Below are 15,568 nucleotides of genomic sequence, written 5' to 3'. Positions count from 1 at the left end.
TTTGGAGAGGATACAACTAATATTCAGATAAGAGTGTAAATCTAAGAAAATCGAAGAATTTATTAGGTTTTGTCCAAAACGAAGGGGTTAATCCGGTTACCTCGAAAAGGTGTGAATTATTAATTTATATCATAGAGCAGAATTAAGTATAGATCATATAAGGAAATAGCTAAAGAAACTATGAGTTGATATTGAAAAAGCCGTACAACTAACAAATTGTACGGCTTTCATTAAGACTAAATATACTAATGCCTAATGATTAATGTTATGGAGCCTTACTGTTTAAGTAATTCATAATATCAGTAAACAAAGTTTTACCTACAGGAGCTGCAGTTTGAGCAGCATAATATTTTGATGGATCAGGCTCATTTATAGTTATTAGCATTGTTATTTTAGGGTTATCTACAGGAGCCATACCAGCAAAGGAGGTTATATACTTTTCTGATTCGTATTTACCTGTAGAGGAGTTGGATTTTTGAGCTGTACCTGTTTTTCCACCAATATGAAGGCCTTCTACAAAAGCAGGTTTTCCTACTCCTTCTGTTACAACTTTTTCAAGAGCTGATCTTAATCTAGCAGAAGTTGTATCACTTATAACCTTCTTTGGATTAGTTTGTTCATATTCCTTATCTACAACTTTTGTGCCATTTTCATAACGTACAACATCTTTCATTATATGAGGAGTTATTAAGTTTCCTCCATTGGCTATGGCATTAAAAGCAGCTAAGTATTGAACTTGAGTAACAGCTATTCCTTGTCCGAAAGACATGGTAGCAAGTTCAACAGGTCCTATAGAGCCACCTTCTGAAAGAATTCCGGTAGACTCACCAGGTAAATCAATTCCCGTTTTTTCACCAAATCCCATTTTTTTAGCAAACTCTAGTAATTTATCTTTACCAATTTTTTCACCGAGCTCCATAAAACCAACATTACAGGAGTTCTTTAAAATATCAACTAGGTTTTCTTCACCATGTCCATTTCTTTCCCAACAATATATGGTTTGGCCAGCAACCTTAAGACTTCCATTACAACTAAATTTATAATTCTCATCAACTAAGTTGTTTTCTAAAGCGGCTGCAGCAGTGATGGCTTTAAAGATGGAGCCTGGTTCAAAGGCACTTTGTATCGCATTGTTTTTCCAAGCATTTTGAATTTCCTCTGAAGTAGAGCCAACTTCCCAAGGGGCGTTTAGATTATAGTCTGGTTTATTTGTCATGGCTAGTACTTCTCCATTATTAGGGTCCATAATAGTTATAGAAACTGATTTAGCTTTATTATCTTTAAGGGCTTTTTCAGCAGCTTTTTCAGCTAGCAGTTGTATGTATTGATCAATGGTCAGAACAACATCCTCACCATTAATTGCATTTACATTAAAAGAATCATAGGGAAGTTCATTTCCAGTAATATCTGATTGAAATCCTTTAAGGCCTAACATACCCTCAAGTTCTTTACCATAGTTAAACTCAACTCCAGTAATACCCTTCCCATCATAATCTGTGTGACCTATAACTTGAGATAGTAAATTATTATTTGGATAGAACCTTTCAAGTTCTGGAGATATTATAATGCCTCTTAAACCAAGTGCTTTAAGTTCATCAGCAGGAGCTTTTTCTACATTTCTTTTTAGAATTGCTGAGGTTATAGGATCCCCGTTATCAAGTTTTTTATTAAATATTCCATTGATATCTTCAACCTTCATACCCAAGATAGTTGAAAGCTTTGGGACTAATTCATCTAATGTCATCTTCTTTTCCTTAAGAGTCTGGTTTAAGGTAACAAAATCTAATTCTATTCTATATTCATCAACTGTTACTGCAAGCTTATTACCATTTCTATCTAATATATTTCCCCTTCTAGGAGAAAGCTTCATTTGGTTTGTCCACTGTGATTGTGCCAGGGCTTTATAGGTTTTAGATTTATTTACCATTATATAAAATAATCTAGACAGAAGTAGAGTAAAAATAAGAGTAAGTATGCAAAAGACAGAAGTCAGTCTAAGCTTACCTTGTGCCGTAATTTTTTGAGTTTTTTTCAAATTAATCACCGTCCAGTATACAAAGTCATATATTTATATTTTATTATAACAGTTATTTTTAAATTAAGGCATTAGAAAACAATAATAAGTGAAAAAAGTGAAAAAGTTTTAACTTTACAAGCAAGCTTGTGCTGGCAAGAAAACAGATTCCATAGATAGGAGTTATTATCAAATTCATTTCTAAATTACATGTACAACCCCTATTTCATCAAGGGGAATATTAATCATAGATAGCCGTGAAAGGCGATTATTCAGTGGTGATTCCAAAGAAGCTGCACTTCATGCTGTTTAAATTATATTTTTAAAATTAATCACTCAGAAGTTTTAGATATATTATTACAGTAACTATATAGTAAAACACAGTTAATGAAGGAATATAGAACAGTTAATTTAAGATGAAACTAGTAAATAATGATGAGTTTAAAGGGAGTGTCGCAAAACTATTTTTTCAAGTAGTTTTGCGACACTCCCTTTCTTTTTAGAAAGAAATTAAGTTTAGGCTATGTTTTAAATTGGTGTAAATGTATAGTTATTACATTTTATTTAATTTATGTTATAATAAATACAAGGAATTGAGGCTATAAATAAACAATAATAAATTAAAAGGGTGATTTTATAAAGTGAAAAAGGCAATAGATATTTCTTTAGGAATATGCGTAAATGTATTTATATTTACTGTTTGGGTATATAAAATGATTATATCAAGTGATATACCAGTGAATATAACTGATGATGAATTGAAAACTGCAACTATATTATTAATACTATGTTTAATAACAATTAGTTTTTATATAAGAAAGACAAGACTCCTTCTTGTGAATATTCTATTATTATTAATACCATTATTTTTATGGTTTATGTCAATGCAACAAGCATTAACCTATCATTATCATAATTATGATACCCAAATTAGTATTATAGGATTTTCTGTTACCCTAATTTTATTACTACAGATTGTCTACCGCAAAGTGAGAATATAAAATCAAACACTCAGTTTTCTTATAATGTGTTTAACTATAACAAATGTGGGTTACAAGTAATTAATTGGAGGTAAAAGTCATAATGGATAAAAATTTGAATAATCCTAACACCGATGAAAAAATACAATTTTTAAAAGGAGAATAAGTAGATGAAAAAGAAAACAAAGATCATATTAAGTTTTTTTATTGTAATAATTATTGCGTTGCCCCTTACCTTTTGTGCAATATGGGTAGAAAGAGATAAAACTACTAACATACGAGATTATAATAAGCATTTTGGTGATAATGGCAAGTATAGACAAAATTATGTTAGATGGTTCAGCTATAATGGTAAGAATAACATTGATATATTTCCCGAAAGTACTCCTGATTCGGCAAAGGTTGAAGATTTTTGTTATTACTACTATAATCCATTTGACCCAAACATTGTATTATACCTTGTATATACATGCAGTGATGAGGATTTTATCAAAGAAACAGAGAGGTTATCAAAGTTAAATTCCGATAAAGATTATCTTATATATGGTTCAACTGGATTTAATTATCCAGTAAGTGCAGTTAGTGCAAACGATACTGGGTATATTTATGCTTTGGCTGACAAAGAAAATAATAGATTAATTTATGTAGGAATTAATTTTTGTAATTATTTTTCTGATATAAACTATAAAAAGATAATTGATGAAAAATACCTTCCAATTAACTTTGATGCAAAGGTTGGAAATTCAACTCAAATAAAAAAATGAGATAAAGAGAATGATGATTAATAATTTCTTGAATGATAAGAATAATCTAATATATTAAAAAGTTAAACCTGTTAAAGCTTGGGAGCATGATTACAGCAAAAACTACCAGCTGTAGATTGGCTTTTATTTTTATTTCACATTCATGCAACTAAAAGTATATGTATATTACTACTGTAATTATATGGTAAAATTAGGTTGATAGATAGATTTAGAAGTTTTATTTAAGGTCAAATTAGTAAAGTATTGTGAACAACTATAATATAATGCATATTTTTATTTAGGGAGTGAGGTAGTAATAAATAAGGTTTCAAAAATAGGTCTTATTATATGCATTCTAAACCTTATATTGATGATTGCCCTGGGTTTATTAAATCAAAGGATACCCGAATTTTTTTACAGGTATGTATTTTTGGGGGCTTTAATTACAATTTTTGTTGGTGCAATCGGAAATCAAAGAAAAATCAATTACTATAGAAAGTTGATAAAAGTGTGACATAAATGGTCTTTGAAAGTTGAATAATACGATATTATAAATAAAAGTTAACGGAAGTATTTTGGAAACAAATGCAATAAAATGGTAAGTGTGATACACTTTTCTTATGAATTAAGTGGCGTTAGTATAATATTGTAGCACCAAAGATATATCTTATTATTGGAACGTAATTTAAGAATTATATGAAGAACCTAATGCCTTAGTAGGGTAGTTGGATTTTGTGAGGGGCGATAGACTTAGCCCACTCACATACTAATGAAAGAGAGGTGAAAGTCGAGTGTATACTCGACAATTGTATGAAAACATATTCAAAACAAAGTGTAGTATCTTATGGACAAATAGGGATAATAGGATTAGAGAGTAGTAGGGAGCTATGTGAAAAAATAAACAACTATTTAATTGGACAGAGAATTAATACAGATCATACAAACTCTGTTCAGAAAAGCTTTCTGATACCTGTTAAGGAGATTAGATTCTCAAATGGTGAAGGAAAAATTGTTTTAGAAGATACAGTTAGAGGGAAGGATATATATATTATATGTGATGTTGGTAACTATAGTTGTACATATGAAATGCATGGTTTTAAGAATCATAAAAGTCCTGATGATCATTTTCAAGATATTAAGAGAGTTTTATCAGCATTAGGTGGGAAGGCAAAAAAAATAACTGTAATCATGCCACTTTTGTATTCTAGCCGCCAACATAGGAGAAAAGGGAGAGAATCTTTAGATTGTGCTATTGCTTTACAAGAACTTGAGAGGCTTGGTGTTGACGATATTATTACTTTTGATGCCCATGATCCTAATGTTCAAAATTCTATACCACTAATATCATTTGATAACTTATATCCTACATATGAAATCGTTAAAGCTATAATTAATGAAGAAGGAGAACTTATTAAAGATAAAAATAAATTTCTTGTTATAAGTCCAGATACTGGTGCAATGGATAGAGCTATATATTATTCTAGTGTTTTAGGGCTTGATATAGGGTTATTCTACAAGAGAAGGGATTATTCTAAAGTAGTATCAGGCAAGAATCCCATTGTACAGCATGAGTATATGGGAAGAAATATTGAAGGTCAAAATATATTAATTATTGATGATATGATTTCTTCTGGTGAATCGATTTTTGATATTGTAATGGAAGTGAAAAAACGTGGGGCAAATAAAATATTTATAGCAACAACCTTCGCACTATTCACAGAGGGTGTTGCAAAATTTAATAAATTTTATGAGTCTGGCTTAATTGAAAAGGTATACTCAACTAATTTAAGTTATATACCTAATGATGTAAAAGAAGCAAAATGGTTGAATGAGGTTGACCTTTCTGGTTTTATTGCTAATGTAATAGACTGCCTAAATAAAGGAACCTCAATAGCACATTTATTAGATGCTACTGAAAGTATTAGCAAATTATTTAATTAACAAAGCTGTATAGTATAAAGTAATAACAGAGATAACTATATGGCCGGATAAGGGGATATTGGTGTTAGCATAATGGTTTGTGAGCTGATTTTTAAGAAGCGACTTAATTATAGTATTTGAATATTTTAAAACCTAATATCCTTACTAAAAGATGAAGCCACTAAGAAAATATGAAGGAAACACAAGTCCTTGAGTAGTTTTCTCAGTGGCTTATTCATATGTATCTTAAAATTTTGACATAAATAATTGGTAGGTAATTTCCAGAAAAAGCTTTTACATTGTTTAAGTCGTAGCAAGAAATTGTACTGGATTTTTTATTTACCTTCAACTAATTGGATTTAATGGATATATTGTTATAATGAGTCATGGTAAAATAGGATTAGTATAATAACGTAGAAGTTTTTATTTAAAGTCAGACTAATGAAATATTGTTCATCAGCAGATTTTAAAATTCTAATGGAGGGTGACAAAGTTAATGAAATATATAGACATAGAAAATTGGAAGAGAAAAGACCATTATAATTACTTTAAACAATTAGATTATCCGCATTTTAGTATTTGTGGAAACCTTGATATTTCTAATTTTTACAAATATATAATAGAAAAAGAACTACCATTTTTTATATCACTATTATATACTGCTACAAAGACAGCGAATAGTATAAAAGAATTTAGATTTAGGATAAGGGAAGACAAGGTTATTGAACATGAAATTGTAAGCCCTTCTTTTACTGTAATGGCACAGGAGGAAGTATTTAGTTTCTGTACATCAAACTTTACAGAGGAATTTAAGAGGTTTAAAAACAATACACTAAACGAAATTGAGAAGGTAAAAAATAATATTAGTATAGAAGATGAACCTGGGCGTGATGATTTATTGTATGTAACAAGTGTTCCTTGGGTTACATTTACTAGTATTACTCATCCAATTCATATGAAACCAGTTGACAGTATACCAAGGATATCATGGGGGAAGTACTTTGAAGAAGGCGGAAAAATTAAGTTGCCACTTTCTGTACAGGCACATCATGCATTAGTTGACGGAATACATGTTGGACAATTTTTTAATGCTTTTCAAGAAATTTTGAACAATCCTTCAGAATATCTGTAATTACAATAGTAATTCTATTGCAATTTACTACATAAATGTAAATGAATGCGAAGTATTGTTGTAGTTTTTGATAATGAATTTAATGATTTATATATTACAAGAAAGTAACCATAGGGGGGAGAGTATGTTATATGGTAAAAAAGTTACCTTACGAATATTACAGTAGGATTTACAAGAAAGAGTAGTAATGTGTAATGATAAATACATACAAAGAATGATGAGTGGGCAAGTATCTAATAATGAGATTGATTTAGATTCAATGCAATATGATAAATGAAATTATAAAAAATTATAGGTTTATTTTCAAAGAGTCTATGATATAATATAAATAAGAAAAGCTTAGTGCGCTAACACTAAGCTATCCTAGAACGTTTTTAGTTTTAGGGCTATTGGATTTTTAACTGAATTTACGTTAAATAAGAGATGAAAGCACTATTCTTTGTCGGATGGGTGCTTTTTCTCTTTGCTACTAATTTCTATGTCTAAACCAAGAAGTTTAACCTTGATTTTTAGAGTCGAAATAAAAAGATTATGTTTTAATATCATTTTGATAATATAAACAATGACTATACTTTTTACCACTAGTTCTGGCATATCCAATACCACCCCCTTAAGCTATGATGAGACTTCACCAATAGCCCAAGGTGGAAAACGTACAACCACCGTAGCCATCCACTTCTACGGATTATTTTACCGAATAAGTATATCATAATTATTTCTTTAAATATAGTGTTTTTAAAATGTTAGTAAGCTTTAATATAGGATTAGTTAAGTCGCTACTTTCTTAAGAAGTGACTTAATTATAGTATTTGAATGTTTTAAAACTTAGTATACTTACTAAAATAAGAAGCCACTAAGAAAATACCAAGGAGCCACAAGCCCTTACGGAGTTTTCTCAGTGGCTTAATTTTATAGGTCTTAAAAATTTACCTCAACTAATAGTGAGGAAATTAACAGCTAAAGCCTTCATTATGTTGAAGTCTTAGCTGTTTATTGCCTTGTCCTAAGTTAAGTAAAACATATAAAATAAAACCCTTAATAACTAGCATTAAAAGTTTAAAGAAACATATTATTAATATAAGTTTAAGGTCAACTTTAAAAGGAGAATGTAGGAGGTTTTATGTTGTTATTTAATGAATACCCTAAAGAAGCAAGTATAACTAGTGAGAAAATGCCAGATGACAAGGGGTTTTTTCATATAAGGCATCTTCAAAAAATAAGTGAGTCAATATGCTCGTCTATTTTGTGCTATACTGCGTCAACAGAACCCTTTGATAGCTCAACTATCTGCGGAACCTGTTTCCTTGTCTGCACAAGCTTGCTTGTGAACACAAGCTTGCTTGTGAACACAAAATAGTATTCACATCTTTGACTTGTTATTTATTTTCAGATGCCTAAAAGCTTTTATAAAGAATAACAGTAAATGTTATTTATTGGTTGGGTAGGAGCTGATGATGTTTTAGTAAAATTTGAAGATGAAATAGAAGCAATGTGATGATAGCTTAATTAGTTTTTATAAGCATTTTAATATGTTTACAAGTAATGTAATGAAGTGGATTTTTATTTAATGTCAAATTAGTAAAATAAAGAAACTGCAGCTAGATTTACTGCAGTTATATATTTTCGCCTAGATATATTTATAGATATCTTCTATAGTTTTCAATTCAAAAATGTCAAGAGATAAAACCTCAAATTTATCTTCTGGAAGTTTTTTTATCTTTTCTTCCATATCCTTTGAAAAATCCTTAAACCTTTTTTTTAGCAGCTTTATCAAAAGAGTAGTTCTTCCTATTTCAACACCTTCTTCCAAAGCTTCCTCACGTCTAGTTGCTTCATCATGAAGAGCCATTTCTCTTGAAAGGTAGAGGGCACGAGTCTCCCTATCTTGACTCATAGTTCTCAAAATATCATAAGCTTTTTCTATGTCACTATTTACCTTAGCCATTTCTAAAATAACCTCCTTTGAATCGCCTTTTATAAAATTCATCCACTGAGACAATTTATCTATAGTATTAATATTTTTAAGCTTCCTCAGTTCAATAAAGTGAATTTCTAGAACCTCTGTTAACTTTAGCTTTGTTTCATCTTCCATAATATGAAATATATTATGATATTTGTTAGTATTTATACAGTCATAATCAACAATGTTAATGGCTATGGTCTTCTTAAGTTTTTTGTAACTTTCACCCACAGCAATTTGTTCTATGTAGAGCTTTGACCAGTAATAAAGGCTTCTTTCTGGCATAGAAACAGTTCTTAAAACTTGAATCTCTATATCTATGTGATAACCGGCATCTGTTACAGCTCTTACATCTAAAACACTTTTTTTATCTTCAATGTTCTCTTTAGGTAATTCAGAATTTAAAATTGTTACATCATTAACTTTATCGCTTAGAATAGAATTTAAAAGAGAAATTAATAAGTCTTTGTTTTTTACATCACCAAAAATCTTTTTAAACACAAAATCATTTTTAGGTTTCAACAAAAAATCTTCATATTTATTTGAATCTTCTTTTATGAAATAACCTTCCATAATACTATTATACTGCATAGAATCAGTCCTTTCCATAAGGTATATCTATAGTGTTGACAGGAAAATAACGGATATACAAACATATGTTCAAAATTTTTTAAGATATGTAAAATTAATACTTTGCATCTATTTGGAATAGTTTAAGAAAATGTGAGTAGCAACTATGAGGAGCATTATCTGTAGACACTACACATCTAAAGATTTCACTGCACTCAAGTCTTAGCTGGACTAACAATATTTTAAGAAAATTTGGGGTAGATAAAGAGGTTAGAATCATATCTTATTTTGAAATTAGACAAGAAGGTATGCTAATGGTAGATGTTTAAACTTAATTTTAAATTTATGAGCAGAGAACATAAACGACTTAATCACAGTATTTCAATGTTTTAAAGCTCAATATAGCTACTAAAAGATAAAACCACTAAGATAACATCAAGGAGCTGCAAGCTTTGGTTAGTTATCTCAGTGGTTTATTGCCATGTCACATAAAATCTAAAGCTATTTTAACTGTTAGACTATTTTGATTAAAGCTTTCTCTACGTTCAAGTAAAATATTCTGAACTTCTAATAAATTAATTCCTTATTACTTAAACTATATTGCAATAAGGAGTGATTTTATGAAAAAATTAATTGTTTTAGTGTTATTAATGATATGTTTAATTCCTAAGAATGTTTATTCAAAAGATATTTCTACTAACATTGATAAGGATATAATCCAGCAAGAATTATATAAAGGAAGTTTGCTATGTTTTTTATACCCATATATCTCAAATTCAGTGGATGAGTATTATGGATACTCTAAACAATTTGATCTATATGATGCAAAAATTATAAGTATTAAAAAGACACCTGAAAAATTTGAATATGAAATAATAGTTCAGGTTGAAACTTTTACAGGTGCTCATAATCCACCAGGAGGTATTGAAACTGTTACTGTGCTAACAAGTCCTATGGGTACTAAAGTAATTAGTTTTAGTCACAATGAAGAATAAATGCTGTTTGTATTTTCTTATAATGTGCTAATCTATAGAGTGAGTAAAGACTATAGGAAGACTAACGCCTGCAAAATTACAAGCGTTAGTGTTTTGGGAAAAAATAAGTTAAATTACTTCACTCTTAGCCATATTATGAGTTAGGTCTTTTCTTCTGTAAACACTTAAAATTAGCCCTACTATAGTCATATTAATAAGTAACTGGGAACACCAAAAACTCATAAAAGGAAGACTGATACCAACAATGGGAGCAATTCCAAAGTTCATTCCAATGTTAAGTAAAAACTCTGTAGTTAAAACTGCAATAAAACCAGAAACTATGAGCTTTCCGTAAGCATTCTTAGTAACCTTTGCTACAGTAATGATTTTTAGAATAAATACTACAATTAGTGTAATTAAAATAGCAGCTGCAATCCAACCAAAGGTATAGACTATATAAGTAAAAAGAAAATCAGTATGAAGATTAGGAATGATCTTAGGTTTCATGGTGAATCCATTCCCAAAGGTACATATAGACTTCTTCACAAGACAACTGAAAGAATTTAATATGGAATTTTCCCAGGATATGTTAGTAGTATTTGAAGAATGTGAAGTGGTATATAAGTAAAAAATGTTTAGTGCGGAACATTCTTAATAAGAGATTAAATTTCAGTATTACAATGTTTTTAAGATAATATACTTACTAAATAATAAAGCCACGAAGAAAACACTCAGGAGGTTTAAGCTCTGGAGTAATTTTCTCAGTGGCTTATTGTTATGTGTCTAAATTACTACCCCAATTAATAGATAAGCAGTTAAAAACTAAAGCCTTCATTATGTTGAAGTCTTAGCTGTTTATTGCCTTGTGTATAAATTAAGTAAAATATAAAATAAATCCTTTATAACTAGCATTAAAAGTTTAAAGAAACATATTATTAATATAAGTTTAAGGTCAACTTTAAAAGGACAATGTAGGAGGTTTTATGTTGTTATTTAATGAATACCCTAAAGAAGCAAGTATATCCAGTGGGAAAATGCCAGATAGCAAGGTTATAAATGAAATCTTTGAGCTAACCTATATAGCTATGACGACTATAATTCCATCTGATACTTCAAAGGAGGAAGACTTTAATTTATGGTACGAAAACTTTAAGTTAAGGTTAAAAAATGGGACAAGATACATTTTGATGAGCAATGATAATATTTTAAAGGGTTACTTAGCATATAGCTTACACTATGAAAATAATTCATTATGCATAGAAGACCTAATTATTGATCCCAAATATCAAGGAGATGGGTTTACAATAGCACGGCTGATATGCTATTTCTTAGTGAAAGTAGAAGGGATAAATTTAAATAACATTTATACTTATACAAGTAAATTAAATACAAGAATGCAAGGTATTCTGGATAAAGCAGGGTTTTCTATAGAGGAATATAACAATAAAAGTATTAAGTATAGAATAGATAAGGAGTTAATTACTAATAAATACTCAAAATTAATTTTACATTTCCATAAGAAGAACAATTATAATTTTTAAAATATATTTTAAGGAGGAGTTCTATATAAAAGCTTTTATATAGACAACAGTAAGCCAAAGGAGTTGGTATTTATGATGGGCGAGAAGAAGGATAATATATCTCTTTATAAAATACTAAAAACTGTACTCCCCATGATTTTCGAGACTTGTCCTGTATATTTTATAGTGGATAATTTGTTGTCAATATTACACGGAATATCTCATGTGGTTACTGTTATTATGACTCAAAAGTTTTTTGATGCCATTGCCAATGCAGTGAGCAACAAAGGGAGTTTTAAAGAAGTACTACTAATGGTATTGGCTTTAGGTGCCACTTTGATAATAAATCAAATATTAAATGGTGTTGCTAATTTTACTCCTGATGATATAAGTTTTAGAGTTCAAAGTAATATTGCAGGGAAAATTAACGAAAAAGCCGGAAAACTTGATGCATTAACCTTTGAAGTTCCCTCTAATTTAGATGCCATAAACAAGGCTAATGAGGGCTTGCTTAATAGCATGTATTTAGTGTTTATAATTTCAACTGTTTTAACCTACTATATTCCATACTTTTTAGTCATGGGAATTTACCTTTATAGTTTAAAGCCAATACTGGCAATATCACTGGTAATTATATTTATACCAGTAGCACTTACTCAATTTTTAAGGCTTAAGGTATTTACAAAGCTTTCTGATGAATCGGCACCTATAAGAAGAGAATTCCAGTACTATGAAAGATGTATTATTGATAAGGAATATTTTAAAGAAACAAGGCTTCTTGGAGCTTTTAAGTATTTTAAATCGTTATATTTATCAGCTATTGATTCATTAAATAAGAAGATTTGGAAGGCAGAAAAAACCTCTGGAATTATGGAACTTACAATGAAGGCAATAACACTTTTAGGATATTTGGGCATTTTATATTTACTTGTAATTGCTTTAATAAGAGGGGAAATTACTGTGGGGGCCTTTGGTGCGGTATTTGCATCTATTGGCAGTATGTTTCATATCATGGAAGAAATAATTTGCAGACACGTAGGAGCCATTACGGAAAATTTAGGTAATGTAAAAGGGTTAGTGAAGTTTTTAGAAATGCCTGAAAGAGGAGGGGAAGATATAGCTTCTAATGAAGCTACAGGAATAACTCTCACACAGGTTTCCTTTAAATATCCAGGAGCAGAAAAGGAAGCATTAAGCAATATTAGTTTAGAAGTTAAGCCGGGAGAAACCATTGCTATTGTTGGTGAAAATGGTTCAGGAAAAAGTACCTTAGTAAAACTTATGCTAGGACTATTTTCTCCTAGCAGTGGTATTGTGACGTTAGGGAAGGTGGAAACCTCTAAAGCTTCTATGAAATCCTTATATAAAAATGTATCTGCTGTTTTCCAGAACTATCAAAGATATAAAATGACTCTTGGTGAAAATATAGCTATTAGTGATATTGGGAAGAATGGCCATGTTAATAGTGAAAGATTAAATAGTGCCTTAAATAAAGCAGATTTAATTATAGATGAGGAAAAGTTTATAGATTCCTATGACACCATGCTTTCTAGAGAGTTTGATGGGATAGACTTATCCGGTGGACAATGGCAAAGAATAGCAATTGCAAGGGGTTTTTATAGGAATTACAACACTATTGTTTTAGATGAGCCTACTGCAGCCATAGATCCAATTGAGGAAACTAAGATTTATAATAAATTTGTAGACATGTGTAAAGGTAAAACAGCCATAATTGTAACGCACAGATTAGGTTCTGCCAAAATAGCAGATAGAATTGTGGTACTAGATAATGGGGGCATAAGTGAAATAGGTACCCATGAAGAACTTATAAGTAAAAATGGGAAATATGCAGAGATGTATAGGGCTCAAAGCAAGTGGTATGCATAGTTTATAAAGTAAACAAAGTTGAAGAATATTGTAAGGATTGCAGTATGACAGCATATTTTGTTCAGGTTTCTGTTCCAAATGAATTGTTGCCTGAAAATAAGAACTTTTTAGATGTTCAAGTGTCAGATTTAGATGGTTTATTTGGGCAGGCATCTATATTTTTTTAAACATAAGAAGATTAGTAAATTTTTTTAGGGAGGAATAAAATGAAGGCAGCTCCATTTGTTTCTTAATTTGTGGTGATTTATTTGAAGAAGAACTTGTAAGCAAAGTAAGAGAAGAAAGTGTTGAGTATTTATTTTTCCCTTTTGCAAGATGTCTTTATCCAGAGACAAATATCAAAGAAATATGGGAAAGGGAAGTATTTAGAGAATACCTAGAGCAGATGAAAAAAACTAATGCTATTACTTTGGCTACAAATTATCTTGATGAATATTATTTTGGAGGAGCATTTTCAGTAGATAAAGAGGGTAGACTCATATCTTATTTTGAAATTGGACAAGAAGGTATGCTTATCATTGATGTTTAAACTTAATTTTAAATCTATCAGTGGAAAACATTCAAGCCACTGAGAAAATTACTCCAGAGTCACAGCTCCTATAGTAATTTTCATAGTGGCTTTTTATTTCATCAATCTTAGATTGAAACCTTATCACCACTAGTGTCAATAAATGTAATTGAAAGAGTAGAGATTTATCTTATATAGCGAACATATGTTTAAAAATGGATTTTTTGTCTATAATATTTAATGATAGGAAGTGAATTTATGTATTACTTAAAACAAGGTAATGTAATAACCTTAGTTCAAGAAGAAGATTCAAATTATGAAAGTGATGCAAGTAAAAATTCAGGTAAAACTTCATTAAATATGGATAGCATAATGAAGCGATTGTTTACCCTTAAAAATAAGAAACCTATTATTGATTTCCTAAATTCAATTTATGGTGATGATATTGGATATGAGGCAGAGGTTTATTATCCCAATGTGGAAAATCTAAACAGGAACATAAATAACGGTCTTTTAAGCTTTAGAGCAGATTTATATATTGAAGTTACTTATAAAGATAAACTATATGATTATGCCATTGAATTTCAAACTAAATATGAAAAGGACATGGGCATAAGAATTTTTAGGTATGGATTTGATAAGGCAGTTAAAAATTCCATGGAATTAAATAAAAATACTATAGATATCAGTTTTCCTGAACCTTATCTTATAGTTTTAGAAAAGGAAAAGGGTCTAGAGGATAAGATTAACTTAAGAATTAAATTTCCTAAGCAAGGAAGCTTCAATTATAAAATCAATGTATTAAAATATTGGGAATACGATCTTCAAAGACTATTTGAAGAAAATAAGTATTTACTTTATCCACTGCAGCTTTTTAATTACAGAAGATTTATGGAGAACTTAAAGATAAGTAAGCAATCAGAAGAAAAGAAAAGGCTAAGTGTAGAAAAGATTAATGTACATATATTAACTACAATAAAAAATACCCTTGAAGCTATTAGTGAGGCATATAAATGTGATAAAATTACCCTAGAAGATTACAGCGAAATGTTATCAGTAATACAGAATTTAAATGATTACTTCATTGATACCTACAATTATTATAAAGGGTTAAGCCAGGAGGTAGAAGTTATGTTCAAAAGTTTTTATGACCCTGAGGTTGAGAAAAGGGGAATTATAAAAGGGTTTGAAAAAGGAATTCAAAAAGGAACAAATGATGCAAAGGAGGAGATTGCAAGAAAATTACTTCGTGAAGGCATGGGTTATGAGTTTGTAGCAGGGATAACAGAATTAAATTTAGAGCGAATAAAAGAAATTGCCAAGGAAATTATAAGTTAATATAAAAACAGGGTATTTCCAA

General features: G+C 29.8%; 15 protein-coding genes. 11 read left to right on the top strand and 4 right to left on the bottom strand.

Annotation, left to right across the window (positions count from 1 at the left end; translation table 11 throughout):
- Nucleotides 1-265 precede the first annotated feature (265 nt).
- The gene (locus J2Z44_RS13830; protein WP_378109408.1) at nt 266-2,044 is read right to left on the bottom strand and encodes a penicillin-binding transpeptidase domain-containing protein; all 1,779 of its coding nucleotides are present in this window, start codon (nt 2,042-2,044) and stop codon (nt 266-268) included.
- Nucleotides 2,045-2,655: 611 nt separating this feature from the next.
- Here J2Z44_RS13830 and J2Z44_RS13825 point away from each other — a divergent pair.
- The 4 genes from J2Z44_RS13825 (at nt 2,656) to J2Z44_RS13810 (ending at nt 6,789) form a co-directional block, all read left to right on the top strand.
- Nucleotides 2,656-3,015 (top strand): hypothetical protein, encoded by a 360-nt coding sequence (locus J2Z44_RS13825; protein WP_021281974.1) that lies wholly within the window; start codon nt 2,656-2,658, stop codon nt 3,013-3,015.
- Between the two features lie 149 nt (nt 3,016-3,164).
- Nucleotides 3,165-3,758 carry a hypothetical protein gene (locus J2Z44_RS13820; protein WP_209649687.1) on the top strand — a complete coding sequence of 198 codons (594 nt, stop codon included), beginning with the start codon at nt 3,165-3,167 and terminating at the stop codon, nt 3,756-3,758.
- A 789-nt stretch (nt 3,759-4,547) separates the two neighbouring features.
- A complete protein-coding gene (locus tag J2Z44_RS13815) occupies nt 4,548-5,678 on the top strand; it encodes a ribose-phosphate pyrophosphokinase (protein WP_209649685.1) in 1,131 nt (376 codons plus the stop codon).
- 475 nt (nt 5,679-6,153) lie between these two features.
- Complete coding sequence (locus J2Z44_RS13810; RefSeq protein WP_021281978.1) at nt 6,154-6,789, top strand: chloramphenicol acetyltransferase; 636 nt, start codon at nt 6,154-6,156, stop codon at nt 6,787-6,789.
- Nucleotides 6,790-7,221: 432 nt separating this feature from the next.
- Here J2Z44_RS13810 and J2Z44_RS13805 read toward each other — a convergent pair whose 3' ends face one another.
- Entirely contained in the window at nt 7,222-7,389 is a 168-nt protein-coding gene (locus tag J2Z44_RS13805; protein WP_031270987.1) for a hypothetical protein, read from the bottom strand.
- 520 nt (nt 7,390-7,909) lie between these two features.
- On the opposite strand from J2Z44_RS13805, the gene J2Z44_RS13800 reads away from it, so the two are divergent.
- Nucleotides 7,910-8,146: a hypothetical protein gene (locus J2Z44_RS13800; RefSeq protein WP_152513222.1), complete on the top strand. Its 237-nt coding sequence runs from the start codon at nt 7,910-7,912 to the stop codon at nt 8,144-8,146.
- A gap of 270 nt (nt 8,147-8,416) precedes the next feature.
- Here the strand turns inward: J2Z44_RS13800 and J2Z44_RS13795 are convergent, their stop codons facing one another.
- Entirely contained in the window at nt 8,417-9,340 is a 924-nt protein-coding gene (locus J2Z44_RS13795; RefSeq protein ID WP_209649683.1) for an Rpn family recombination-promoting nuclease/putative transposase, read from the bottom strand.
- A 599-nt stretch (nt 9,341-9,939) separates the two neighbouring features.
- On the opposite strand from J2Z44_RS13795, the gene J2Z44_RS13790 reads away from it, so the two are divergent.
- A complete protein-coding gene (locus J2Z44_RS13790; protein WP_021281982.1) occupies nt 9,940-10,314 on the top strand; it encodes a DUF3888 domain-containing protein in 375 nt (124 codons plus the stop codon).
- A 108-nt stretch (nt 10,315-10,422) separates the two neighbouring features.
- Here the strand turns inward: J2Z44_RS13790 and J2Z44_RS13785 are convergent, their stop codons facing one another.
- Entirely contained in the window at nt 10,423-10,800 is a 378-nt protein-coding gene (locus tag J2Z44_RS13785; RefSeq protein WP_021281983.1) for an FtsW/RodA/SpoVE family cell cycle protein, read from the bottom strand.
- 476 nt (nt 10,801-11,276) lie between these two features.
- Here J2Z44_RS13785 and J2Z44_RS13780 point away from each other — a divergent pair, with 476 nt between their 5' ends.
- From J2Z44_RS13780 to J2Z44_RS13765, 5 genes are all read left to right on the top strand, one after another.
- Nucleotides 11,277-11,834, top strand: a complete 558-nt coding sequence (locus tag J2Z44_RS13780) for a GNAT family N-acetyltransferase (RefSeq protein WP_082206870.1) — start codon at nt 11,277-11,279, stop codon at nt 11,832-11,834.
- A gap of 72 nt (nt 11,835-11,906) precedes the next feature.
- The gene (locus J2Z44_RS13775; protein WP_021281986.1) at nt 11,907-13,700 is read left to right on the top strand and encodes an ABC transporter ATP-binding protein; all 1,794 of its coding nucleotides are present in this window, start codon (nt 11,907-11,909) and stop codon (nt 13,698-13,700) included.
- A gap of 44 nt (nt 13,701-13,744) precedes the next feature.
- A complete protein-coding gene (locus J2Z44_RS21855) occupies nt 13,745-13,867 on the top strand; it encodes a hypothetical protein (RefSeq protein ID WP_278245279.1) in 123 nt (40 codons plus the stop codon).
- A 218-nt stretch (nt 13,868-14,085) separates the two neighbouring features.
- A complete protein-coding gene (locus J2Z44_RS13770) occupies nt 14,086-14,229 on the top strand; it encodes a hypothetical protein (protein ID WP_021281988.1) in 144 nt (47 codons plus the stop codon).
- 237 nt (nt 14,230-14,466) lie between these two features.
- Entirely contained in the window at nt 14,467-15,546 is a 1,080-nt protein-coding gene (locus J2Z44_RS13765; RefSeq protein ID WP_021281989.1) for an RpnC/YadD family protein, read from the top strand.
- Nucleotides 15,547-15,568: the final 22 nt, after the last annotated feature.

The organism is Clostridium punense (assembly GCF_017874425.1).
Taxonomy (GTDB): Bacteria; Bacillota; Clostridia; order Clostridiales; family Clostridiaceae; genus Clostridium_J; species Clostridium_J punense.
The sequence above is the reverse complement of the archived record's forward strand: the minus strand, read 5'-3'. Positions and strand labels throughout refer to the sequence as shown.

Excerpts from the sequence above, each read along its gene's own strand:
- J2Z44_RS13820 (WP_209649687.1), top strand. The coding sequence starts at position 3,165 with ATGAAAAAGAAAACAAAGATCATATTAAGTTTTTTTATTGTAATAATT.
- J2Z44_RS13815 (WP_209649685.1), top strand. The coding sequence starts at position 4,548 with ATGAAAACATATTCAAAACAAAGTGTAGTATCTTATGGACAAATAGGG.
- J2Z44_RS13810 (WP_021281978.1), top strand. The coding sequence starts at position 6,154 with ATGAAATATATAGACATAGAAAATTGGAAGAGAAAAGACCATTATAAT.
- J2Z44_RS13800 (WP_152513222.1), top strand. The coding sequence starts at position 7,910 with ATGTTGTTATTTAATGAATACCCTAAAGAAGCAAGTATAACTAGTGAG.
- J2Z44_RS13795 (WP_209649683.1), bottom strand. The coding sequence starts at position 9,340 with ATGCAGTATAATAGTATTATGGAAGGTTATTTCATAAAAGAAGATTCA.
- J2Z44_RS13790 (WP_021281982.1), top strand. The coding sequence starts at position 9,940 with ATGAAAAAATTAATTGTTTTAGTGTTATTAATGATATGTTTAATTCCT.
- J2Z44_RS13785 (WP_021281983.1), bottom strand. The coding sequence starts at position 10,800 with ATGAAACCTAAGATCATTCCTAATCTTCATACTGATTTTCTTTTTACT.
- J2Z44_RS13780 (WP_082206870.1), top strand. The coding sequence starts at position 11,277 with ATGTTGTTATTTAATGAATACCCTAAAGAAGCAAGTATATCCAGTGGG.
- J2Z44_RS13775 (WP_021281986.1), top strand. The coding sequence starts at position 11,907 with ATGATGGGCGAGAAGAAGGATAATATATCTCTTTATAAAATACTAAAA.
- J2Z44_RS21855 (WP_278245279.1), top strand. The coding sequence starts at position 13,745 with ATGACAGCATATTTTGTTCAGGTTTCTGTTCCAAATGAATTGTTGCCT.
- J2Z44_RS13770 (WP_021281988.1), top strand. The coding sequence starts at position 14,086 with ATGAAAAAAACTAATGCTATTACTTTGGCTACAAATTATCTTGATGAA.
- J2Z44_RS13765 (WP_021281989.1), top strand. The coding sequence starts at position 14,467 with ATGTATTACTTAAAACAAGGTAATGTAATAACCTTAGTTCAAGAAGAA.